Origin of the sequence: Mycolicibacter sinensis (genome assembly GCF_001667375.1) — a bacterium.
Taxonomy (GTDB): domain Bacteria; phylum Actinomycetota; class Actinomycetes; order Mycobacteriales; family Mycobacteriaceae; genus Mycobacterium; species Mycobacterium sinense_A.
On the sequence record NZ_LZIN01000019.1, the window covers coordinates 95,273 to 118,121 of the forward strand.

Consider the following 22,849-nt stretch of genomic DNA (forward strand, 5'->3'; position numbering starts at 1 on the left):
TCCCTTTCTCTACAGGACCTTGCCGACCACCGCGGTGGCCCCGTCGATATGCATCACGGTGACCTGCTCGCCGGGCTCGAAGACATCGCCGTCGGCCAGCGGGCGCGCCGTCCACACCTCGCCGTCGAGCTTCACCTGACCGCCGTGTTGTTCGACGCGGTCGAGCACCAGCGCGGTCTTGCCCTGCAGCGCCCGCACCCCGGTTTCACTGCCCGCCCCGGCCCACAACCGCCGCCGCAAGGCCGGGCGTACCAGCACCAGCAGCAGTACCGAGACCACCAGAAACACCGCGCCGTCGGTCCACAGCGGCCAGTCGGTGAGCCAGCTGGCCCCGGCCGCCGACAGCGCACCGCCAGCCAGCATCAGCAGGAACATGTCGCCGGTGAGCGCCTCGGCACCGGCAAGCCCGAGCGCGAAGACCAACCAGACCAGCGCAGCCGACATGCGGCCAGGATAGCCCGAGAATCACCCGAACCCGTGCGGACCGGACAGGCGGCGCGGACAACTACACTGCCTTGCATCATGTGGTGCCCGAGTGTCTCTCTGTCGGTGTGGGCCAACGCCTGGCTTGCCGGCCGGGCCGCGCCCGACGACCTGCTGGACGCACTATCGGCTTGGGCGCCAGTGCAATCGGTGGCCGCCTATGACGCGATCAGCATCGGCGAGACCGGGCTGCGCTGGTCCGGTGCACCCGACGGCGGCGCGGCGTCCCTGCTGCAGGTAGTGCGCGGCGCAGCGGCGCCCGGCGCCGGTGCCGGTATTCACCCGGTGTTTCCGGTACCCGGCGATGTGCGCGGGCTGCCGGCCGGAACCGCGTTCGCCCAAGAAGCGATCCTGGCCGGCGAGGCGGTGCTCATCGGTTCCTCCGACACGTCACCGCCGGTCGGGCTGGTGCCGGCGTATCTGGAGGACGCCGACTCCCCCGACGTCGCCGCATTGTGTTGGACAGCTTTCCCGCTGACCAGCGTGCCGGTGGCCGAGCAGCACGATCTGGGCGACGCCGAGTACGCGTTGCGCTCGGCGGTCCGGACCGCCGCCGAGGCGCTGGGGTCCGCCGCTTCGCGGTGGGCCGACTACGGTGTCGAGGACCCGCGTTTGCGGGTCGAGCAGATGATGGAAGCCGTACTCCGGCACCGCATTCCAGACCATGCGCCGACCCGCGCGGTGCGGGTGCTGCACAGCGCGGCGCACGTCGAGGCGATCATCGCGGTCAGCGCCGATCTGCTGACCGCCAGCGCGCACTCCTCGGCTGCGCTGCACAGCGCCGTGGATGCGGTGCGGCCGCTGGTGGCGGTGGTGCGGTCGTCGCGCAGCGCTGCGGTGACCGCGATCCTGCAGTCGGCCTGGGCGAATTAACGCCCGGGCGCCACGTCGGCGACGCAGTGCGAGGATCCGCACCGCGCACCGTTGACGCCGAACCCGCAGCCCAGCCCGACCGTGTCCGCAACCCCACCGTCGCGCAGTTCCCCGATGAGCTCACGCGCCAGGCGGGCCAGGCGGCGGTCGGCGTTCGGGGTGCTTGCGCGCGCGTAGGCGATTCCGGCCGCCCGCGCCAGCGCCCGCACTTCGTGGTCGAGGTCCCACAGCACCTCGATGTTGTCGCTGAGGAATCCGATCGGGCACACGATCACCGCGGGTACCCCCGCCGCGGTCAGGGCAGCCAGGTGGTCTTCGACGTCGGGCTCCAGCCAGGGCACCTGCGGCGGCCCGGAGCGCGACTGCCACACCTGGTCGTAGTCAGAGAACCCGGCCGCCGCGGCGACCAGGGCGATCGCGTGGGCGACCTGGCGGCTGTAGAGCCGCGGGCCGTAGCGTTCGTCGGCGGCCACCGGGATCGAGTGCGCGGTGAAGACCAGCCGGGCGGACTCGCGCAGGCCGGCAGGCAGGGTGTCGGCGGCCGCGGCGATCGCCTCGGCGAACATCGCCACGAACAACGGATGATCGAAGTACTGGCGCAACTTCACCAGTTCGGGGGCCCGCTCCCCGACCGCCTGCCGCGCGCGGGCGATGTCTTCGGAGTACTGATCGCAGCCGGAGTACCCGCCCCAGGCCGAGGTCGCGAAGACCGCGGCGCGGCGGATCCCGTCGTCAGTCATCCGGGCGACGACGTCCTCGACGTAGGGCTCCCAGTTGCGGTTGCCGAAATACACCGGCAGCCCGGGCAATTCGGCCTGCAACGCCTGCGCCAGCGCGCGGTTGATCGCATTGATCGGCGACACCCCGCCGAAATGCAGGTAGTGCTGCGCGACGGCGTCGAGCCGGGCCGGTGGCACGCCGCGGCCCCGGGTCACGTTCTCCAGGAACGGCCGGACCTGCTCGGGCCCTTCGGGTCCGCCGAAGGACAGCAGCAGGACGGCGTCGAGGTCCATCGGGAGTCCGCCCGGCCCCGGCTACAGCAACTGGGTGTGGGCGCCGCCGTCGGCGTAGACGACCGTGCCGGTGGTGGCGGGCAGCCAATCCGACAGCAGCGCGCAGACGGTTTTGGCCACCGGGGCCGGGTCCTTCATGTCCCAGCCGACCGGAGCGCGCTGGTCCCAGCCCTCCTCGAGCAGCCGGATCTGCTCACCGGCGCCCTCGCCGAGCGCACCGCCGACGATCGCGCTCATCGCCAGGGTCCGGATCGGCCCGGCCGCAACGAGATTCGACCGCACACCGTGCGGGCCGGCTTCGCGGGCGACGAACCGGTTCACCGACTCCAGCGCGCTCTTGGCCACCGTCATCCAGTTGTAGGCCGGCATCGCCCGGGTCGGGTCGAAGTCCATGCCCACGATCGACCCGCCCCGATTGATGATCGGCAGGGTCGCCTTGGCCAGCGAGGCGTAGGAGTAGGCGGAGATGTGAATGCCCTTGGCGACGTCCTCGTAGGGGGCGTCGAAGAACGGGTTGACGCCCATCCCGGTCTGCGGCATGAACCCGATCGAGTGCACCACGCCGTCGAGCTTGTTGCCCTCCCCGATCACCTCGGTGATCCGGTCGGCCAGGGTGTCGAGGTGCTCGGTGTTCTGCACGTCGAGCTCGAGCAGCGGCGCGGGCTCGGGGAGCCGGTCGATGATGCGCTGGATCAGCCGCAGCCGATCGAAGCCGGTGCAGACCAGCTGGGCGCCCGCCTCCTGCGCCACCTTGGCGATGTGAAAGGCGATGGAGGAGTCGGTGATGATCCCGGTGACCAGAATCCGCTTGCCGTCGAGAATGCCTGCCATGAAATGTCCTCTGTCTTCGTGAGTGAACGAGTCGCTAGTGGCCCATGCCCATGCCGCCGTCGACCGGAATGACGGCGCCGGCGATGTACCCGGCGTCCTCGGAGGCCAGGAAGCTGACCGCCCCGGCGACCTCCTCGGCGGTGCCGACCCGCTTGGCCGGGATGAACTCCAACGCGCCCTCCTGGATCCGCTCGTCGAGGGCCCGGGTCATCTCGGTGTCGATGTATCCGGGTGCGACGACGTTGGCGGTGACGCCCGCCTTGGACAGTTCCCGGGAGATCGAGCGGGCCATGCCGATCAGACCCGCCTTGGCGGCGGCGTAGTTGGCCTGGTTGCCGATGCCCCACATGCCCGAGACCGATCCGATATAGATGATCCGGCCGAAACGCTTGCGCTGCATGCTGCGCGCCGCGCGCTGGGTCACCCGGAAGGCGCCGGTGAGGTTGGCGTTGATGACCTCTTCGAAGCGCTCCTCGGTCATCCGTATCAAGAACGCGTCCTTGGAGATGCCGGCGTTGGCCACCAGCACCTCGACGGGTCCCTGGTGCTCTTCGACCTCTTTGAAGGCGCGGTCGACGGCGTCGTTGTCGGTGACATCGCACACCACCCCGAACAGGCCGTCGGGGGCCCCGGAGCCGCGGTGGGTCACCGCCACCTTGTGGCCGTCGGCGGCCAGCCGCTGCGCGATCGCCAATCCGATGCCGCGGTTTCCGCCGGTGACCAGGACCGAACGGGACACGAACGCGGGCTTGGCGGCGGGTGTTTGGCTGTCTGTCACCGGCATAACTTATCAGTGCTCGCAGTTGACTCTGCGCTCACCAAAGGGCCCACTCGCACTTTGGCGTGGTAGCCGCAGAGTCAATCGAGGCTGGGGCTAAGCGGGCAGCCGCCGGTTCAGCAGCAGCGCCGCCAGCCCGGCCAGCGCCAGGATGAACGAGCCGAGGCGCAGCCAGCCGGTGGACGCGTCGCCGCGGATCGTCTCGTAGCCGATCTGGTCCTGCAACGTCGAGTAGACCTCTTTGAGCTGGGCCAGGCTGGAGGCGGTGTAGGCGCTGCCGCCGGACAGGTCGGCGATCTTTTTCAGCGAATCGTCGTCGACCGGGACCGGCTGGCGTTGCTCGTTGATCTCGACGTAGCCGTAGGCCGTGCCGAACGAGATCGTCGAGACCGGCACCCCTTGGTCCTTGGCGGTGCGCGCCGCGGTGAACGCCCCTTTGGGGTTGTCCGGGTTGGACGGGACGGTCTCCTTGCCGTCGGAGAGCAGCACGATGCGGGCCGGCGGGGGCGTGTCGCCGCCGCCGATGACCGCGCCCACGGTGGCGATCGCCTGCAGCGCGGTGAAGATGCCCTCCCCGGTGGCGGTCCGGTCGGCCAGCTGCAGCTTGTCGATCGCGGCCTTGGTGGCCTCGCGGTTGGTGGTCGGTGAGGTCAGCACGGTCGCGGTGCCGGCGTAGGCGATCAGACCGAGGTTGATGCCCGCGGTCAGCTCATCGGCGAACTGCTTGCCGGCTTCCTGCGCGGCAGCCAGCCGGGTCGGTTCGACATCGGTGGCACGCATCGACTGGGACACGTCGATCACCAGCATCACCACCGCACGGTTGCGCGGGATCCGCACGTCATGGGTGGGGCCGGCCATTGCGACGGTGAACAGCATCAGCGAGGTCACCAGCAGGGCCGCCGACAGGTGCCGCCAGCGGGTCGGCGCCTTGGGCGCCACGCTCTCCAGCAGCTCCATGTTGGCGAACCGCAGGATCCGCCGCTGCCGCGCCACCTGCATGAGGATGTACAGCGCGACCAGGCCCATGACGACGAACAGGAACAGAAAGAACCAGGGGTGAGCGAAGCCGGACAGCGTCATCGGCCCGAGCAGCGGCAATGTCATAGCAGACCTGTCTTTTGGCCGGCGACCAGTCGCGAAAGCCCCCATCCAGTAGCTGAAATCGGGGCTTTCACGTCTGCTCGCCGAGCGAAGGTGAGCGTCACGGCATGCCCGCCAGCGCCCCGCGCCGGCGTGCCTCGACGAATCGGACGATATCGGCGATCCAGTCCCGGTCGGTGCGCAGCGACAACAACGGGGCGCCGCAACTGCGCAGCGCGTGCGCGACGTCGGCGCGGTGGGCGGCTGCGGCCCGGGCGAAGTCGTCACGCAGCTTGGCGTCGATGGTGAACTCGCGGGTGACACCGGATTCGGTGTCCTGCAGCACCACATCGCCGACGTCGGGCAATTCGACGTCACGCGGGTCGAGCACCTCGATGCCCAGCACCTCGTGGCGGGCCGCGATCGCGCGCAGCGGGCGCATCCAGTTGACCGGTCCGAGGAAGTCACTGATCACGACCGCCATACCGCGCCGCCGCTCGGGCCGGCGCAGTGCGTCGATGGCCGCCGCCAGATCACCGCGCACCCCCAGCGGGGCCCGTGGCACGGTGGCGATGGTGCGCAGCAACGTCTGCTCGTGGTTGCGCCCGGAGCGCGCCGGCACCCGCACCACCCGTTCGCCGTTGGCCACCAACGCGCCCAGCCGGTTACCGCCGCCGCTGTTGAGGAAGACGATGGCCGCGGCCGCGGCCACCGCCAGGTCGCGCTTCTCACAGGTCGAGGTGCCGAAATCCATGCTGGCCGACATGTCGATCACCAGCCAGGTCTCCAGCTCGCGGTCGGCGATCATCTGGCGCACGTGCGGGTGGGTGGTACGTGCGGTGACCGACCAGTCCATCCGGCGCACGTCGTCGCCGGGCTGGTAGAGCCGCGACTCGCCGGGTTCGGAACCCGGGCCGGGGATCAAGCCCAGGTGATCGCCGTGCAGCACCCCGTCAAGCTTGCGTTTGACCGTCAGTTCCAGGGTGCGCAGCGCCGCCGCCAGCTTGGGGTCACGGATCCCGCCGCGCAGCATCGACGGCGGCGCGGTGCTGGTTCCCGGGTCTGCTGCGCCCTGCCCGGTGCCCGCGTCGCTCACCGACCGCTGGCCACTGCCGCCGCGGTCGGGGCACCCGGCGACGCCGAATGCGGCTGCTGCGGAACGGCATTCACCTGCGGCAGCGGCACCGTTTGCAGCACCCGGTTGATGACGATCTCGGCGGTGATCTCATCGGCCAGGGCGTCGTAGGACAACACCAGCCGGTGCCGCAGCACATCGGGGATGACCTCGATGACGTCCTGCGGGATCACGTAGTCGCGTCCGCGCACCAACGCCAGCGCCCGGGATGCGGAGATGATGCCCAGCGAGGCACGCGGGGAGGCCCCGAAGGACAGCCAGTTCTTGACGTCGGGCATACCGAACTGCTCGGGCTGCCGCGTCGCGGTGATGACCCGGACCACGTAGTCGACCAGCGCGTGGTGCACGAAGTTGTTGGCCGCCAGCCCCTGCAACCGCAGCAGGTCGCCGGGATTGAGGATCTGCTTGGGCTCCGGCGGGGTGACCCCCATCCGGTAGATGATCTCGCGCTCCTCCTCCGGCGAGGGGTAGCCGACGTTGATCTTGAACAGGAAGCGGTCGCGCTGCGCCTCCGGCAGCGGGTAGACGCCCTCGTGCTCGATCGGGTTCTGGGTGGCCATCACCAGGAATGGGGTGGGCAGCGGGATGGTCTTGCCGCCGATGGAGACCTTGCGCTCCTGCATGACCTCCAGCAGCGCTGACTGCACCTTGGCCGGCGCCCGGTTGATCTCGTCGGCGAGCAGGAAGTTGACCATCACCGGGCCGAGCTCGGTGTCGAACTCCTCGCGGCCCTGCCGGTAGATGCGGGTACCGACGATGTCGGTGGGCACCAGGTCCGGGGTGAACTGGATGCGGGCGAACGACCCGCCGACCACCTTGGCGAAGGTCTCCACCGCGAGGGTCTTGGCGACACCGGGCACGCCCTCGAGCAGCACGTGACCCTTGGCCAGCAGCCCGACGAGGATCCGCTCGACGAGCTGGTCCTGCCCGACGATGACGCGCTTGACCTCGAAGATGGCCCGCTCCAGCGCGTGTACGTCGGCGGCCAGGCCTGAGCCGGGGCCCTGGGCACCCTCCGGGCCGGGGAAACCGCTGGCGCCCGCGGGCGTCCCATCCGATGACGTCATCGAGAAATCCTCCACAAAGGTCGGTCAGACACAACTGCTTTGCACGGCACACGGCCGCGGGGCAGCGTCGTGCCCGCGTTTCACTATTCCAGGGTTCGCAGCATCCGTCGACGTACGGGCCGTCAGTACTCGATGATGCGGGTCAGATACGGCGTCATGCCGGCCGTCCGCACCGGGCTGACGACGACCTTGCCGGCGCTGCCGGAGGCTTCCAGCATCTTGCCGCCGCCGAGGAACATCGCCACGTGCTGGCCGCCGCCGGGCCCCCAGAACATCAGGTCGCCGCGGCGGGCCTGGCTGGGCGGAATCTGCCGGCCGGCCTTGTACTGGTCGCCGGAGAACCGCGGGATGAGCACCCCGACGCCGGCGAACGCGTACCGCATCAGCCCCGAGCAGTCGAAGCCGACGGTGCCCGCCCCGGAGTCGATGCCCTTGCTGGGGCCGGTGAGCGAGCCGCCACCCCAGGAGTAGGGCACCCCCATCTGGGAGCCGGCGCGGCGGATGACGTATTCGATGGCCTGCTTGCCGTGCACCCGCTGACCGGGTGACACGTTGGCCTGCTCGCCGACGTTGAAACCCAGTCCGGACAAGAACTTGCGGCCCAGATCCATCGTGGTCTGGGTGGCCTGCGCGGTGGCCTGCAGCGACGCGTTGGCCACCGCCAGCGGGTCACCGGGGGCCCCGGCGCTGATCATCGCCGGCAGGGTGGGATCCCACCCGGGCTCCGCCGCGGCCGGTGCGGCCAAGCCCAGCATCACCGGGCCCGCCACCAGCAGCGAGGCGATAAGCCGGGATAGACGTCGTGCACTCTGTCGCATTCGCTCCACCGTCAGTATTCGATGTATCGGACTACAAAAGGCGTCATGCCGCTTTTCCGTACCGGCGACACCTTTACCACCTGGCCCACGTCGGGGGCCTCGAGCATCAGGCCGTTGCCGAGGTACAGCGTCACGTGCTGGCTGCCGCCGGGGCCGTAGAAGATGACGTCGCCGCGCCGGGCCAGTGCGGTCGGGATCTGGCGGCCCATCTTGTACTGCGACCCCGAGTAATGCGGCAGCTTGATGCCCACCCCGGCGAAGGCGTACAGGATCAGCCCGGAGCAGTCGAATCCGACGGTCCCCGAACCGGACCCGATGCCGCGGCCGGGCCCCGCGGCGGTGCCGCCGCCCCAGGAGTAGGGCACCCCGCGTTGCGACAGGGCGCGGCGAATCACGTATTCGGAGGCCTGCCGACCGTAGACCCGCGGGATCTTGCCGTTGTTGATGCCGGTGTCATCGGGTTTCGCCAGCCCGATCGACTGCAGAAACTGGCGGCCCAGGTTGGAGGTCACCTGCGCCGAGGTCTGGGAGATCCCGAGCACCTGGTTGATGACGGCGATCGGGTCGCCCGGAACGTTGGCGCTGGGCACCGCCGGCAGGGTGGGATCCCAGGGCCCGTCCCAGGTCTCGGCGCGCTTGGCGGCCGCCGGGCCGGCCGGGTTGCCCCACCGGTCCCCCGCCGGCGCGGGCGCGTCCTGGGGCTGTTGCTGGCCGCGGGCGGCGGCGAGCTTAGCCTGGGCCTCGTTGCGCTGGGCGGCCAGCCGGTCAATCTCGCCCTGCTGTTCGCCGAACTTGCGCTGGGTATCGGTGAGCGAGGCCACCGCGGCGTCCTGGCTGGACTGGGCGTCGGCGACCGCCTGGTCGGCCTTCTGCTTGGCCAGCCGGGCCGCCGACTCCTTGTTCAGCTGCTCGGTGCGGGCCCGCTTGAGGTTGTCCAGCGCCTGCTGGGAGGAGAGCGCCAGGGTCCGGCCGGCGGCCGCGGTGGCGATCATCTCCGACGGGTCGGTCGCGGTCAGGTAGCTCTCCGACGGCCCGTTGACGTAGGTCGATGCGGCGAAAGTGTTGAATCGCTTCTGGGCGGCCACGATCTTGGCGTCGGCTTCGACGATCGCCGCCCGGCCGGCCTCCACCTCCTGTTGGGCCGAGGATGCGTCTTCCCGCGCGGTCTGCAGGTCGACCAGGGCCTTGTTGACGCTCTCCTTCTGCTGCTGAATCTGGGCGCCCAGGTCCTGCAGCTGCTGGTTGGCCTCGGCGACGTCGGCGATCAGCCTCGCGATGCCGTCCGGGTCCGGCGCCGGTTGGGCCGCCGCCAGTCCGGGGGTTCCCAGCAGCAGCGCGGAGCTCAGCACCGACGCTGCGGCGGTGCGGGTGAGCCTGGCGGCCGGCGGGAAGACCGAGCCCTCGGAGCCACAGCGGATGCGTCTCATTCGGCTTGGATCTCCTCGGACTCGGGCAGGCGGAGCCACGCTTCGACCGGCGGCAAAGCACAGTTACAACAGCAGCGCCTTTTGAACCATACGTCACATCAGTCACTGGAGAAACGTTCGTAACAAACTACGTTATTGTAATTAAGCGCCTTGTTACCAATTGGTGACTTAATAGTTTGCCGCGGGCTGTAATCAGACCAGGGTCAGCCACCCGGCGTCCGGGTTTGCAGAGGTACGACCGTTATCGGGCGGCGTCGACGCGGTCGTCGGCAAGTTTGCTGCGCCGCTGCAACCATCGGGTACCGACCGCCGCCGCCACAACCCCCACCAGCAGCACTACCGTCAGTCCCGTCCAGGGCAGATCAGGTCTGTTCAATTCATTGACGAAATTCTGCGCCGAGGTCACCGCATCGCCGGTTTTGGCGTGGTCTTCGGCGGCCTCCAATTTGGCCCGGTGAAACTGTCCGCTGTAGCTGCCGACGTAAGTAGTACTGAGCACCAGCACGGTGGCATCGGGATAGTCATAGCCCACCACCGTGGCGACGTCGCGCAGCGCGGTGTCCATCCCCGGGTTGCGGGCGACCTCGACGATCTTGAGGTCGATGCCGTCGCGGGCGGCGTCGGCGACCACGTTGCGCAGCGCCGGCACGTCGGCGGCGGGCGCGCTCACCCCGTCGACGGCCACCGCGACCTTGACCAGCGCCATGCACTCGTCCGGCGGGGTGGCCGGGTCCAGGCCGACGGTGATGCAGAGCTCGCCGGGAATATAGGCCGGCGGATGCGGGGTGGTCACGGGAGATGACGGTAGCAAGTGCGGCTCAGGTGAGGTGATCCTTAGTTCATACAGGACACGCGTACTGTTAGGGTTTACGACGCCCGTCGGCGCGGACCCGTCGATGGAGGAGAACTCGATTTCGGGGAGTTGAAGTGACCAGCAAAGATTCGGTGAATTCGTTCGGAGCCCGCGACACGCTGACAGTGGGTGACGACGAATATCAGATCTACCGCCTCGACGCCGTCCCCGGCACCGAGAAACTCCCCTACAGCCTCAAGGTGCTGGCCGAAAACCTGCTGCGCACCGAAGACGGCGCCAACATCACCAAAGACCACATCACCGCGATCGCCAACTGGGACCCGAAAGCCGAGCCCAGCGTGGAGATCCAGTTCACCCCCGCCCGGGTGGTCATGCAGGACTTCACCGGCGTGCCCTGCATCGTGGACCTGGCCACCATGCGCGAAGCCGTCGCCGCCCTGGGCGGTGACCCCGCGAAGGTCAACCCGCTGGCGCCGGCCGAGCTGGTGATCGACCACTCGGTGATCCTGGACGTGTTCGGCCGCGCCGACGCCTTCGAGCGCAACGTGGAACTGGAGTACCAGCGCAACGGCGAGCGCTATCAGTTCCTGCGCTGGGGCCAGGGCGCCTTCGACGACTTCAAGGTCGTCCCGCCGGGCACCGGCATCGTCCACCAGGTCAACATCGAGTACCTGGCCCGCACCGTGATGGTGCGCGACGGAGTGGCCTACCCGGACACCTGCGTGGGCACCGACAGCCACACCACCATGGTCAACGGCCTCGGCGTGCTCGGCTGGGGCGTCGGTGGCATCGAGGCCGAGGCCGCCATGCTGGGCCAGCCGGTGTCGATGCTGATCCCCCGCGTCGTCGGGTTCAAGCTGACCGGTGAGATCAAGCCGGGCGTGACCGCCACCGACGTGGTGCTGACCGTCACCGACATGCTGCGCCGGCACGGTGTGGTGGGCAAGTTCGTCGAGTTCTACGGCAAGGGCGTCGCCGAGGTGCCGCTGGCCAACCGCGCCACCCTGGGCAACATGAGCCCCGAATTCGGCTCCACCGCAGCGATTTTCCCGATCGACGACGAGACGATCAGCTACCTGCGGCTGACCGGCCGCAGCGAGCAGCAACTGGCGCTGGTGGAGGCCTACGCCAAGGCACAGGGCATGTGGCACGACCCGGCCCGGGAGCCGGCCTACTCCGAGTACATCGAACTGGACCTGGGCACCGTGGTCCCCTCGATCGCCGGCCCCAAGCGCCCGCAGGACCGCATCGAGCTCTCCGACGCAAAGACCGCGTTCCGCAAGGATATTCACAACTACGTGGGTCAGGACAGCGACGCCCCGCACAGTCAGCTCGACGACGCCGTGGCGCAAACCTTCCCGGCATCGGACCCCGCGGTGCTGTCCTTCGCCGACGACGACGCCGATGAGCCCTCGGCAGCGCAGAACTGCGACGGACGGCCCAGCAAGCCGGTCAAGGTGTCCTCGGCCGAACGCGGCAGCTTCACCCTGGACCACGGTGCCGTGGTGGTCGCCGGCATCACCTCTTGCACCAACACCTCCAACCCGGAGGTCATGCTGGGCGCGGCGCTGCTGGCTAAGAAGGCCGTCGAGAAGGGCCTGACCTCCAAGCCGTGGGTCAAGACCAACATGGCCCCGGGCTCGCAGGTGGTGACCGACTACTACAACAAGGCCGGCCTGTGGCCCTACCTGGAGAAGCTCGGCTTCTACCTCGGTGGCTACGGCTGCACCACCTGCATCGGCAACACCGGCCCGCTGCCCGAGGAGATCTCGAAGGCCATCAACGACAACGACCTGTCGGTGACGGCGGTGCTGTCGGGCAACCGCAACTTCGAGGGCCGCATCCAGCCGGACGTGAAGATGAACTACCTGGCCTCCCCGCCGCTGGTCATCGCCTACGCCATCGCCGGAACCATGGACTTCGACTTCGCCACCCAGCCGCTGGGCCAAGACACCGACGGCAACGACGTGTTCCTGGAAGACATCTGGCCCTCCACAGCCGAGATCCAGGAGACCATCGCCTCCTCTATCGACCGCGACATGTTCACCAGCTCGTATGCCGATGTGTTCAAGGGTGACGAGCGCTGGCGTTCGCTGCCCACCCCGGAGGGCAACACCTTCGCCTGGGACGAGAAGTCGACCTACGTGCGCAAGGCGCCGTACTTCGACGGCATGCCCGCCGAGCCGGCACCGGTGCAAGACATCACCGGCGCCCGAGTGCTTGCGCTGCTGGGTGATTCGGTCACCACCGACCACATCAGCCCGGCCGGTGCGATCAAGAAGGGCACCCCGGCCGCCCAGTACCTGGAAGCCAACGGGGTCTCCCCCCGCGACTACAACTCGCTGGGTTCGCGGCGCGGCAACCACGAGGTGATGATCCGCGGCACGTTCGCCAACATCCGGCTGCGCAACCAACTGCTCGACGATGTCTCCGGCGGCTACACCCGCGACTTCACCCAGGACGGCGGCCCGCAGGAGTTCATCTTCGACGCCGCGCAGAACTATGCGCAGCAGAACATTCCGCTGGTCGTGCTGGGCGGCAAGGAATACGGGTCTGGCTCGTCGCGTGACTGGGCCGCCAAGGGCACCGTGCTGTTGGGCGTTAAGGCCGTCATCACCGAGTCGTTCGAGCGCATCCACCGCTCCAACCTGATCGGCATGGGCGTGATCCCGCTGCAGTTCCCCGCCGGCGAATCCGCGGCGTCGCTGAAGCTGGACGGCACCGAGGTCTTCGACATCACCGGCATCGAGGAGCTCAACAAGGGCAAGACGCCGAAGACGGTGCACGTCAAGGCCACCAAGGGCGATGGCAGTGCCGTCGAGTTCGACGCGGTGGTGCGCATCGACACCCCCGGCGAGGCCGACTACTACCGCAACGGCGGCATCCTGCAGTACGTGCTGCGCAACATGCTCAAGTCGAACTAGCCCGCTTAGGCGGCGAGCAGCTGATGCCCAGGGTCAGCGAGGATCACCTGGCGGCCCGGCGCCGCCAGATCCTTGACGGCGCGCGGCGGTGCTTCGCCGCCTACGGCTACGACGGGGCCACGGTGCGCCGTCTGGAGCAGACGGTCGGGTTGTCGCGGGGGGCGATCTTTCATCACTTCCGCGACAAGGACACCCTGTTCTTCGAGCTGGCCCAAGAGGATGCCGCACAGATGGCGGAGGTGGCCGCCCGGGCCGGCCTGATCGGCGTCATGCGCGACATGCTGGCCGCCCCCGAGCAGTACGACTGGCTGGTGACCCGGCTGGAGATCGCGCGCAAACTGCGCCACGACCCCGAGTTCAGCCGTGGCTGGGCCGAGCGGTCAGCCGAATTGTCCGCTGCGACAACGGATCGACTGAACCGGCAGAAGCAGGCCGGCCGGCTGCGCGACGACGTTCCGGCCGACGTGTTGCACACCTATCTGGATCTGGTGCTCGACGGCCTGGTGGCCCGGCTGGCCTCCGGCGAGGACCCCCAGCGGCTGTCCGCGGTGCTCGATCTGGTCGAGGATTCGGTGCGGCAGCGCTGATTTCGCCGAGAGGTCAGCGCGACCGGGTGCGGTGATTGGGTCCGCCGCGGCTGCGCATCGCCACCCCCGACTCGCGCAGCATGCTGTGTACGGCGCCATACGATCGCCCGGTGGAGGCCGCCAAGGTGCGGATGCTGGCCCCGCGCTCGTAGGCGTTACGCAACTCGACCAGCTGTCGATCGCGCAGCTTGTCCGGTTTCATCGTGGCCACGTCCCCTCACCATCCCCTCGCCGACGGGTTCAGCGTAAGAAGGCGTCGGTGATACCGGGCGGCTTTGGCCGGATTGCCGTCAGGCCAGCTCGATCAGATCCCGGTAATCGGTCGACCAGTGGTCCTCGGTGCCGTCGGGCAGCAACACCACCCGCTGCGGATCGAGCGCCTCGGCCGCCCCGGGGTCGTGGGTGACCAGTACGACGGCCCCGGTGTAGCTGCGCAGCGCGTCGAGCACCTGCTCCCGCGAGGCCGGGTCGAGGTTGTTGGTCGGCTCGTCGAGCAACAGCACGTTCGCGGTCGAGGCCACCAGCCCGGCCAGCGCCAGGCGGGTCTTCTCACCACCGGACAGCGTGCCGGCCGGTTGGTCCAACTGCGCCCCGGTGAACATGAACGCGCCCAGCAGTCCGCGCAGATCCTGCTCGGAGGTGTTCGGAGCGGCGTGAACTGTGTTCTCCCACACCGTCGCTGCGTTATCGATGGTGTCGTGTTCCTGGGCAAAGTAGCCGATCTTGCAGCCGTGCCCGGGTTCGAGCTGACCGGCATCGGGGGTTTCAACCCCGGCCAGCACCCGCAGCAGCGTGGTCTTGCCGGCACCGTTGAGGCCCAGCACGACCACCCGCGACCCCCGGTCGATGGCCAGGTCCACGCCGGAAAACACCTCCAGCGAGCCGTACATCTTGGTCAGGCCGCTGGCCATCAGCGGAGTCTTTCCGCACGCGGCCGGAGTCGGGAACTTGATCCTGGCGACCTTGTCGGCGACCCGTTCCTCATCCAGGGCGGCCAGCATCCGGTCGGCGCGGCGCAGCATGTTCTGCGCGGCAACGGCTTTGGTGGCTTTAGCGCCCAGTTTCGCGGCCTGCGTGCGCAGCGCGGCGACCTTGCGTTCGGCGTTGGCGCGCTCGCGGCGGCGGCGCTGCTCATCGGTGGCCCGAGCGTCGAGGTACTTCTGCCAGCCCATGTTGTAGACGTCGGCCTCACCGCGCACCGCGTCGAGAAACCACACCCGGTTGACCACGTCGGCCAGCAGATCCACGTCGTGACTGATCAGCACCAGTCCCCCGCTGTGGCCCTTCAAGAAGTCGCGCAGCCAGCCGATCGAATCGGCGTCGAGGTGGTTGGTCGGTTCGTCGAGCAGCAGCGTGGTGTCCGAACCGGCGCCGCCGGAGCCACCCTCGCCGGCCGCGAACAGGATTCGGGCCAGCTCCACTCGGCGGCGCTGGCCGCCGGACAGGGTGCGCAGCGGCTGGGTCAGCACCCGCTCCGGCAGGCCCAGGCTGGTGCAGATCCGGCCCGCTTCGCTCTCGGCGGCATAGCCGCCCAGCGCGGCGAAGCGCTCCTCGAGTTGGCCGTAGCGGCGGATGGCGCGGTCCCGCGCGGCGTCGTCGACGACTTCGGCCATGAGCACCTGCTGCTTCTCCAGGTCGGCCAGGATCGTGTCGAGGCCGCGCGCCGACAGCACCCGGTCCCGGGCCAGGACCTCGAGATTGCCTTCGCGGGGATCCTGCGGCAGGTAGCCGACCTCGCCGGTGCGGGCGATGGAGCCCGCGTACGGCTCGCCCTCACCGGCCAGGATGCGCAGCGTGGTGGTCTTGCCGGCGCCGTTGCGGCCGACCAGACCGATCCGGTCGCCGGGCTGCACCCGCAACACCGATCCGACCGAGTCGAGCAGGGTGCGCGCTCCGGCGCGGACCTCCAGGTCCGTAGCGGTGATCACGCACGTACTCCTGTTGCTATTTGTCGTCGGTGAAGACCGGTGGGCGCCTCTCGGCGCGCGCAGCGACGGCTTCCTCGAAGTTGCTGGTCAACAGGCGCACATAGAGCTGTCCAAGGCCCTCGGCCTGCATATGCCCCTCCAGACTACCGGCATCGAGTCCGCTCCACAGCGTCCGCTTGGTCAGTTCGGTGCCCGGCCGGGAGAACCCGGCGATCCGCTCGGCCAGCTCATAGCAGGTCTCCAGCAGATCCGGCTGCTCGACCACCCGGGAGACCAAGCCGATCCGCTCGGCCTCGGCCGCGTCGACGTCGCGGCCGGTGAGCATGATCTCGAACGCCCGCGACGCCCCGATCGCCCGCGGGAGCAGGTAGCTCAGGCCCAGTTCGCTGGCGGTCAGGCCGTTGTTGATGCCGGCCGCCCGGAAGTAGGCGTCCGTCGCGGCGACCCGGATGTCGGCCGCCAGTGCCAGGCAGAGTCCGCCGCCGATGGCCGCGCCGTTGACCGCCGCGATCACCGGCTGGTGCAGCCGGCGCAGCCCCAAGATGATGTCGTCGAGCAGCTCCATCGACCGCAGTCCGAAGCTGGGCCGGGTCAGCCCGGCCACGTGCGGCACCGAACCGGCCGATTTGTGGTCGGCTCCGGACGAGAATCCCCGCCCGGCCCCGGTCAGGACCACCACCCGCACCGCGTTGTCGTAGCTGATCTGCGCCAGGACGTCACGCAGCGGCACCATCACGTCGAACGCCATCGAGTTCATCCGCTCCGGGCGGTTCAGCGTGACCAGGGCGACCTGCGGACGGGGGCGTTCGACGACGACGTACTCGGATGCGGCGGTCACGGTTGCACGCTATCGCGCGCGGCCGATCAGACCTGTTCTGGCTTGTCCTGAGACGCCTGCTCGGCCAGGGCAGCCTCGACGTCGAGGTCCTTGACCTGCTGGACGAGGTGTTCCAGCGCCGCGGGGGGCAGCGCGCCGGCCTGGTTGAACACCAGCGTGCCCTTCTTGAACGCCATCAGGGTCGGGATGGACCGGATCTGGGCGGCGGCGGCCAGTTGCTGCTCGGCCTCGGTGTCGACCTTGGCGAAAACCACGTCGGGGTGTTTCTCGGAGGCGGCCGAGAACGTCGGCGCGAACGAGCGGCACGGTCCGCACCAGGAGGCCCAGAAATCGACCAGCACGATGTCGTTATCGGCGATGGTTTCTTCGAATTTCGCTGCGGTGAGGTCTTGAGTTGCCATGATTGGGCCAACGCCCGGGCTTCCCGCGGTGTTCCCGGCCCGGCCGGGCAATGGCGGAACCGCTTACACAGCGGGCTCACAGCACAGAGCTAGCTGTGCGCTAACTCAGCCATTGACGGTGGTAGCACGTGTCCGGCGGCACACCTGCCGCCGACGTCGACGAATCGGAGAAACGCTGATGTCCGCTCGCCCCAGCACCCTCGCCCCGGCGATGAGCACACTCACCGGCGCCGCCGCGCTGTTCGCTGCCGCGCTGTTCGTTCCGGCGCCGGCCCACGCCGAGGGCGACCGGGTGATCGGCCCGGTGTCCTCGGTGACCGGCAGCACCTTCGAGGTGGCCAGGCCCGCCGGCGCCACCACGGTGGCCTTCAGCGACTCCACCCGCATCGTCGAGCCGGTACCCGCGCAACTCGGCGAGATCACCGCCGGCACCTGCATCAAGGCCGGCGCCACCCCCGACAGCGCCCCGGCCGACAGCGGTGCGATCTCCGCGAAATGGGTGGCGATCAGCACGCCGGTCGACGGCAAGTGCCCGCAGCGCCCGGGCGGCGCCGACGCCCCCGCGCCGCCGGCACCGCACCGCGGCGTGCGCGGTGTCGTCGACTCCGTCGCCGGCAACACCATCACGGTGACCGGCGCCGGCGGACAGACCACCGTGACCGTCACCGACGACACCCACCTGCGCCGGATGGTCCCCGTCGGCGCTGGGGTGATCAGCGACGGCAAGTGCGTCGCAGCCCGCGGCGACAGGGATGCCGACGGCGTGCTGCAGGCGACCAGGATCTCGGTCTGGGCGCCCGACGGCGGCGCCTGCCCCGAGCCGCCGCGGTAGAGCGACCGGCTCCGGTCGATCATCTGACGCGTCCGGGTGCGGCCGGCGTCGCGGTCGCTGTCCTTTTCCGCGCGGCGACGCAGCACTTTTGCCTAGCCGCGGCCGGGTCCCCGTAGCGGGTCGCGCAGTGCCGAGGATCAGTCACGGCACTATGGGTTGGTACGCAACCCGTTTTTGCGACGACGTCCTCGAGGGGTGAGGCAATGATGATGCCGGGTATAGCCACCGCTGTCGGTGGTATCACCGGTGGCGCGGTGCAGATGCTGCGAGCCGGCGTGAACGGTGCAGCCGAAAGCACCTCCTGGTTACGCGACAGCGCCACGGACACGATGCAGACGCTCCTCGGCCCGGTGGTCGAGTCGGTCAGCCAGACCGCCGGGCGGTTCCTGGGCGACTCCGGCAACGGCACAGCGCTGCCGGTGCGTTGGCGCAGCGATCGCCGCGTACACCTGGACCTGGAACGGCTGCTGCCGTTCTCGCGCTGGTATGAGCACGCCGACACCGTCGAGCAGCCGGTCCGCGACATTCCTGGCGTGGCCAGCGCCCACATCGAGAGTGCACTGGGCCGGATGGTGGTCGAGCTGACGCCGGGCGCCGACAGCGACCGGGTGTTGGGCGCGGTCTGCGACACGGTGACCGCGATCAGCAAGGAGCTGGGCCGCCCAGGTCCGCGATCCGCACCGCGCACCGCGCCGTTCGCCGATCCGGGCAACCCACTGGCACTGCTGGTGCCGCTGACCGCGGCGGCGATGGACGTGGTGGCCATCGGCGCCGCGGTGACCGGATGGGTGGGCAAACTGCCCGTCGCACCCCTGGCCGCCCGCGGCGCCGCCGCCGTCGTCAGCAACCAGCCGCGCATCGTGTCGATGCTGGAATCACGGCTCGGTCGCGTCGGTACCGATCTCGCGCTGGCCGCCTCCACCGCCGTGACCAATGGGCTCACCCAGGCGGTCGGCACCCCGCTGGTGGACCTGGCCCAGCGCGGCCTGCAGATCTCCGAGGCCGCCGCACATCGCCGCCGCTGGGAGGACCGGGAACGGCAGCTGGCGTCGCCGCGGCGACCGCAGGCCGCGGTGGTTCCGGTCATCTCCTCGGCCGGGGCCGGCTCGCAGACCGCCCGGCACAACTCGGCGGCCACCGCGGCCGGTGAGGCCTCACACGTGGTGGTCGACGGCGCCATCGACTCGGCCATCGACACTGCCAAGGGGTCGATGTCCGGGCCGGTGGAGACCTACGCCGACCAGGCCGCCAACGCCTCGTTGATCGCCGCCGCAGGGGCGCTGCTGGCCGGCGGCGGCGCCAACGAGGCGGCCGGTGCGGTGCTGGCCGGGGTGCCCAAGGGCGCCTATCTGGGCCGGCAGGCGTTCGGCGCGGTGCTGGGCCGTGGTCTGGCCGACGCTGGACAACTGGTCTTGGACCCCGGTGCGCTGCGCCGGCTGGACCGGGTCAAGGTGATCGTCATCGACGGGGCGGCGCTGCGCGGGGACGCCCGCGCGGTACTGCACGCCCGGGGCGATGTGCCCGGGTGGGACGAGGACCGCGTCTATGAGGTCGCCGATGCCCTGCTCCACGGCGAACAGGCCCCCGAGCCCGACCCCGACGAGCTGCCGGCCACCGGCGCCCGCCTGCGCTGGGTGCGGGCGCAGCCCTCAGCGGCGCCGGTGCAGGGACTCGAGCGCGCCGACCTGGTCGTCGACGGTGAGGTCGTCGGTCGGGTCAAGGTCGGCTGGGAGGTCGACCCGTTCGCGGTGCCGCTGCTGCAGACCGCGCACCGCACCGGGAACCGGGTGGTGCTGCGCCATGTGGCCGGCACTCAGGAGCTGACCGCCAGCGTCGCGGCCAGCCACCCGCCCGGCACCCCGCTGCTCAAACTGGTCCGTGAGCTGCGCGCCGACCGCGGCCCGGTGCTGTTGATCACCGCGCTGCACCGCGACTTCGCCTCCACCGACACGCTGGCCGCGCTGGCCATCGCCGACGTCGGGGTGGCCCTCGACGACCCGCAGGCGGCGACCCCGTGGAGCGCCGACATCATCACCGGCACCGATCTGGCCGCCGCCGTGCGGATCCTCTCGGCGCTGCCGGTGGCCAAACGCGCCAGCGAATCAGCGGTGCGGCTCGCCCAGGGCGGCAGCACCCTGGCCGGACTGCTGCTGGTCGCCGGTGACTCCCGGGGCACTCCCGGCCCGCTGGCGCTGCGCCGCTGGCTCGATCCGGTCAACGCCGCCGGCGCGGCCGCATTGGTGGCCGGCTCCCTATCCGCGCGCAAAGTGCTGAACCAACCCGACCCCACCCCGCAGCCGCTCACCGCCTGGCATGCCCTGGATCCGGAGATCGTCTACTCCCGGCTGGCCGGTTCGGCGCGGCCGCTGGCCGCCGAGATCGGTCCACCAACCTGGCGCCGCACTCTGGAAGACTTCGCCGATCATCCGGTGCTGGCACCGCTACGCGCCCCGGCCACCCGGGTGGGCAAACTGCTGGCCGCCACTCGCGAAGAGCTCGCCGATCCGCTGACCCCGATCCTGGCGGTCGGCGCGGCGGCGTCGGCGATCTTCGGCAGCAACATCGACGCCCTGCTGGTCGCAGGTGTGATGGCCGCCAATGCCCTCGTCGGCGGGACACAACGGCTGCGCGCCGAAGCGGCGATCGCCGAACTCTTCGCCGAACAGGACGCGCTGGCCCGCCGCGTGGTGCTACCCCCGGTCGCAACGACGCAGCGGCGCCTGGATACCGCCCGCAACGGCCGGCGCACCGTCACGCTGAGGGCGAAATCACTTCGCCCCGGCGACGTCATCGACCTGGCCGCCTCCGATGTGGTGCCTGCTGATGCCCGCCTGCTGACCGCAGAGGACCTCGAGGTCGACGAGTCGCTGCTCACCGGTGAGTCGCTGCCGGTGGACAAGCAGGTCGACCCGGTCGCCGTCGGCGACCCGGAGCGGGCCAGCATGCTGTTCGAGGGCTCCACGATCGTCGCCGGGCACGCCCGGGCGATCGTGGTCGCCACCGGTGCGGGCACCGCGGCGCGCCGGGCGCTTTCGGCGATCGCCGACGTCGACACCGCGGCTGGGGTGCAGGCCCGGCTGCGCGAGCTGACCGCCAAGGTGCTGCCGCTGACGCTGGCCGGCGGCGCCGCGGTGACCGGCTTGGCACTGCTGCACCGCGCATCGCTGCGGCAGGCGGTCGCCGACGGGGTGGCGATCGCGGTGGCCGCCGTTCCGGAGGGCCTGCCGCTGGTGGCGACCCTGGCCCAGCTGGCCGCCGCCCAACGGCTGTCCAAACATGGGGTGTTGGTCCGAACCCCGCGCGCCGTGGAGGCGCTGGGCCGCATCGAGACCGTGTGTTTCGACAAGACCGGCACCCTGACCGAGAACCGCCTCAAGGTGGTGCGCTCCGTACCACCGACGGCCACAGCCGACGACACCGGCAGCCTGGACACCCGGACGCTGCGGGCCGCGGCGCGGGCGTGCACCCAGCCGCGCGACGGCCAGGGCCACGCCCACGCCACCGATGAGGCCATCCTCACGGCGGCGGCCGCACTAGCCGATGAGGCTGATTCGGCATGGACGGTGCTGGCCGAGGTGCCGTTCGAGTCCAGCCGCGGCTACGCCGCCACCATCGGGCGAACCGACACCGACGCCCCGATGCTGCTGCTCAAGGGCGCCCCGGAGGTCATCTTGCCGCGCTGCCGGTTCGCCGACCCCGACGGCGAATACGACCGGGCCGAGGCGCTGGTGTCCGGCCTGGCTGCGCAGGGGTTGCGCGTGCTCGCGGTGGCTCAGCACCGCTGGGACCTACCGATCGCCGAGGAGTCCGACACCGACGCCGACGCCGTCGACGCTGCCGCACACGATTTGCAGCTGCTCGGCTTCGTCGGGCTGGCCGACACACTGCGGCCCTCGGCGCGACCGCTGATCGAGGCACTGGTCGAGGTCAACCACAAGGTCGTGCTGATCACCGGCGACCATCCGATCACCGCCCGGGCGATAGCCAAGCAGCTGGGGCTGCCGCCGGACGCCCCGGAGGTCACCGGGGCGGAGTTGGCGGTACTCGACGAGGAGGGGTTCACCAAGCTGGCCGCCGGCGCGCAGGTTTTCGCCCGGGTCACCCCCGAGCAGAAGGTGCAGATCGTCGCCGCGCTGCAGCGCAGCGGGCAGGTCACCGCGATGGTCGGCGACGGCGCCAACGACGCCGCGGCGATCCGGATGGCCGACGTGGGTGTCGGCGTCAGCGGTCGCGGTTCGTCGGCGGCGCGCGGGGCCGCCGACATCGTGCTCACCGAAGACGATCTGGGGGTGCTGCTCGACGCGTTGGTCGAGGGCCGCGGCATGTGGACCGGGGTGCGCGATGCGGTCGGCGTCCTGGTCGGCGGCAACGTCGGCGAGGTGTTGTTCACGATCATCGGGACCGCGCTGGGTTCCGGGCGCGCGCCGGTGGGCACCCGGCAACTGCTGCTGGTCAACCTGCTCACCGACATGTTCCCCGCGCTGGCAGTGGCCGTCACCCCGCAGTACCCGCAACCCGACGAAGACGAGGAACCCGACCGGGCGGAGGAGGAGGCCGAACGCGCCCACCAGCGCGCGATCCTCTCAGCGCCGGCGCCCTCGCTGGATGCGTCGCTGATGCGCCACATCATCACCCGCGGCGCGGTCACCGCGGCGGGGGCAACCGGCGCCTGGGCGATCGGGCGGTGGACGCCCGGCACCGAACGGCGCACGGCCACCATGGGGCTGACCGCCCTGGTCGGAACGCAGTTGGTGCAGACGCTGCTGACGCGGCGGCACAGCCCACTGGTGGTGGCGACCGCACTGGGCAGCGCGGTGGTGCTGGTCGGAATCGTCCAGACCCCGGTCATCAGCCAGTTCTTCGGGTGCACGCCACTGGGTCCGGTCGCCTGGGCCGGGGACGGCGCGGCTACCGGCGCGGCCACCGCCCTGTCGCTGCTGGCGCCGGCCGCGCTGGCGAAAACGATCGGAGTCGCCGACGTCGATTCCGGTTAGCGGCCCCGCAGCAAGACAACCGCCCC

The 22,849-nt window shown here is 70.1% G+C and carries 18 protein-coding genes and 1 pseudogene; 5 read left to right on the forward strand and 14 right to left on the reverse strand.

Annotated features, from left to right (window positions below; translation table 11 throughout):
* Positions 1-9 precede the first annotated feature (9 nt).
* Complete coding sequence (locus tag A5771_RS03770; protein ID WP_064853858.1) at positions 10-444, reverse strand: NfeD family protein; 435 nt, start codon at positions 442-444, stop codon at positions 10-12.
* A gap of 78 nt (positions 445-522) precedes the next feature.
* On the opposite strand from A5771_RS03770, the gene A5771_RS03775 reads away from it, so the two are divergent.
* The gene (locus A5771_RS03775; protein WP_064853859.1) at positions 523-1,356 is read left to right on the forward strand and encodes a hypothetical protein; all 834 of its coding nucleotides are present in this window, start codon (positions 523-525) and stop codon (positions 1,354-1,356) included.
* On the opposite strand, the gene A5771_RS03780 is transcribed toward A5771_RS03775, so the two are convergent.
* From A5771_RS03780 to A5771_RS03820, 9 genes are all read right to left on the reverse strand, one after another.
* Positions 1,353-2,369, reverse strand: coding sequence for a ferrochelatase (locus A5771_RS03780; RefSeq protein ID WP_064853860.1), 1,017 nt, complete (start codon positions 2,367-2,369; stop codon positions 1,353-1,355). The two genes, A5771_RS03775 and A5771_RS03780, sit on opposite strands and share 4 nt — an antisense overlap.
* Positions 2,370-2,390: 21 nt before the next feature.
* Positions 2,391-3,200 carry an NADH-dependent enoyl-ACP reductase InhA gene (inhA, locus tag A5771_RS03785; protein WP_064853861.1) on the reverse strand — a complete coding sequence of 270 codons (810 nt, stop codon included), beginning with the start codon at positions 3,198-3,200 and terminating at the stop codon, positions 2,391-2,393.
* A 34-nt stretch (positions 3,201-3,234) separates the two neighbouring features.
* Positions 3,235-3,978, reverse strand: coding sequence for a 3-oxoacyl-ACP reductase FabG1 (fabG1, locus tag A5771_RS03790; protein ID WP_207545382.1), 744 nt, complete (start codon positions 3,976-3,978; stop codon positions 3,235-3,237).
* Between the two features lie 96 nt (positions 3,979-4,074).
* Complete coding sequence (locus A5771_RS03795; protein ID WP_064853863.1) at positions 4,075-5,082, reverse strand: VWA domain-containing protein; 1,008 nt, start codon at positions 5,080-5,082, stop codon at positions 4,075-4,077.
* A gap of 97 nt (positions 5,083-5,179) precedes the next feature.
* Positions 5,180-6,091 (reverse strand): DUF58 domain-containing protein, encoded by a 912-nt coding sequence (locus tag A5771_RS03800; RefSeq protein ID WP_064853951.1) that lies wholly within the window; start codon positions 6,089-6,091, stop codon positions 5,180-5,182.
* 59 nt (positions 6,092-6,150) lie between these two features.
* The gene (locus tag A5771_RS03805; protein WP_064853952.1) at positions 6,151-7,260 is read right to left on the reverse strand and encodes an AAA family ATPase; all 1,110 of its coding nucleotides are present in this window, start codon (positions 7,258-7,260) and stop codon (positions 6,151-6,153) included.
* A gap of 122 nt (positions 7,261-7,382) precedes the next feature.
* Positions 7,383-8,078, reverse strand: a complete 696-nt coding sequence (gene ripB / locus A5771_RS03810) for an NlpC/P60 family peptidoglycan endopeptidase RipB (RefSeq protein WP_064853864.1) — start codon at positions 8,076-8,078, stop codon at positions 7,383-7,385.
* Between the two features lie 11 nt (positions 8,079-8,089).
* Entirely contained in the window at positions 8,090-9,505 is a 1,416-nt protein-coding gene (gene ripA / locus A5771_RS03815; protein WP_064853865.1) for an NlpC/P60 family peptidoglycan endopeptidase RipA, read from the reverse strand.
* A gap of 241 nt (positions 9,506-9,746) precedes the next feature.
* Positions 9,747-10,298: a DUF6676 family protein gene (locus A5771_RS03820; protein ID WP_082947041.1), complete on the reverse strand. Its 552-nt coding sequence runs from the start codon at positions 10,296-10,298 to the stop codon at positions 9,747-9,749.
* A 152-nt stretch (positions 10,299-10,450) separates the two neighbouring features.
* Between A5771_RS03820 and A5771_RS03825 the strand changes: the two genes are divergently transcribed.
* A complete protein-coding gene (locus A5771_RS03825; protein WP_064853954.1) occupies positions 10,451-13,243 on the forward strand; it encodes an aconitate hydratase in 2,793 nt (930 codons plus the stop codon).
* Between the two features lie 23 nt (positions 13,244-13,266).
* Positions 13,267-13,830, forward strand: a complete 564-nt coding sequence (locus tag A5771_RS03830) for a TetR/AcrR family transcriptional regulator (RefSeq protein WP_064853866.1) — start codon at positions 13,267-13,269, stop codon at positions 13,828-13,830.
* A 13-nt stretch (positions 13,831-13,843) separates the two neighbouring features.
* On the opposite strand, the gene A5771_RS03835 is transcribed toward A5771_RS03830, so the two are convergent.
* The 4 genes from A5771_RS03835 to trxA form a co-directional block, all read right to left on the reverse strand.
* A complete protein-coding gene (locus tag A5771_RS03835; RefSeq protein ID WP_064853867.1) occupies positions 13,844-14,032 on the reverse strand; it encodes a helix-turn-helix domain-containing protein in 189 nt (62 codons plus the stop codon).
* An 88-nt stretch (positions 14,033-14,120) separates the two neighbouring features.
* Positions 14,121-15,758 (reverse strand): ABC-F family ATP-binding cassette domain-containing protein, encoded by a 1,638-nt coding sequence (locus tag A5771_RS03840; RefSeq protein ID WP_064853868.1) that lies wholly within the window; start codon positions 15,756-15,758, stop codon positions 14,121-14,123.
* A 16-nt stretch (positions 15,759-15,774) separates the two neighbouring features.
* Complete coding sequence (locus A5771_RS03845; protein WP_064853869.1) at positions 15,775-16,596, reverse strand: enoyl-CoA hydratase; 822 nt, start codon at positions 16,594-16,596, stop codon at positions 15,775-15,777.
* 26 nt (positions 16,597-16,622) lie between these two features.
* A complete protein-coding gene (gene trxA / locus A5771_RS03850) occupies positions 16,623-16,997 on the reverse strand; it encodes a thioredoxin (protein ID WP_064853870.1) in 375 nt (124 codons plus the stop codon).
* 178 nt (positions 16,998-17,175) lie between these two features.
* On the opposite strand from trxA, the gene A5771_RS03855 reads away from it, so the two are divergent.
* Positions 17,176-17,829, forward strand: a complete 654-nt coding sequence (locus A5771_RS03855) for a DUF5666 domain-containing protein (protein ID WP_064853871.1) — start codon at positions 17,176-17,178, stop codon at positions 17,827-17,829.
* A 680-nt stretch (positions 17,830-18,509) separates the two neighbouring features.
* Positions 18,510-22,823: pseudogene (locus A5771_RS03860) on the forward strand (HAD-IC family P-type ATPase); the annotation flags it as partial.
* Positions 22,824-22,849: the final 26 nt, after the last annotated feature.

Excerpts from the sequence above, each read along its gene's own strand:
- A5771_RS03770 (WP_064853858.1), bottom strand. The coding sequence starts at position 444 with ATGTCGGCTGCGCTGGTCTGGTTGGTCTTCGCGCTCGGGCTTGCCGGT.
- A5771_RS03775 (WP_064853859.1), top strand. The coding sequence starts at position 523 with ATGTGGTGCCCGAGTGTCTCTCTGTCGGTGTGGGCCAACGCCTGGCTT.
- A5771_RS03780 (WP_064853860.1), bottom strand. The coding sequence starts at position 2,369 with ATGGACCTCGACGCCGTCCTGCTGCTGTCCTTCGGCGGACCCGAAGGG.
- inhA (WP_064853861.1), bottom strand. The coding sequence starts at position 3,200 with ATGGCAGGCATTCTCGACGGCAAGCGGATTCTGGTCACCGGGATCATC.
- A5771_RS03795 (WP_064853863.1), bottom strand. The coding sequence starts at position 5,082 with ATGACATTGCCGCTGCTCGGGCCGATGACGCTGTCCGGCTTCGCTCAC.
- A5771_RS03800 (WP_064853951.1), bottom strand. The coding sequence starts at position 6,091 with ATGCTGCGCGGCGGGATCCGTGACCCCAAGCTGGCGGCGGCGCTGCGC.
- A5771_RS03805 (WP_064853952.1), bottom strand. The coding sequence starts at position 7,260 with ATGACGTCATCGGATGGGACGCCCGCGGGCGCCAGCGGTTTCCCCGGC.
- ripB (WP_064853864.1), bottom strand. The coding sequence starts at position 8,078 with ATGCGACAGAGTGCACGACGTCTATCCCGGCTTATCGCCTCGCTGCTG.
- ripA (WP_064853865.1), bottom strand. The coding sequence starts at position 9,505 with ATGAGACGCATCCGCTGTGGCTCCGAGGGCTCGGTCTTCCCGCCGGCC.
- A5771_RS03830 (WP_064853866.1), top strand. The coding sequence starts at position 13,267 with ATGCCCAGGGTCAGCGAGGATCACCTGGCGGCCCGGCGCCGCCAGATC.
- A5771_RS03835 (WP_064853867.1), bottom strand. The coding sequence starts at position 14,032 with ATGAAACCGGACAAGCTGCGCGATCGACAGCTGGTCGAGTTGCGTAAC.
- trxA (WP_064853870.1), bottom strand. The coding sequence starts at position 16,997 with ATGGCAACTCAAGACCTCACCGCAGCGAAATTCGAAGAAACCATCGCC.
- A5771_RS03855 (WP_064853871.1), top strand. The coding sequence starts at position 17,176 with ATGTCCGCTCGCCCCAGCACCCTCGCCCCGGCGATGAGCACACTCACC.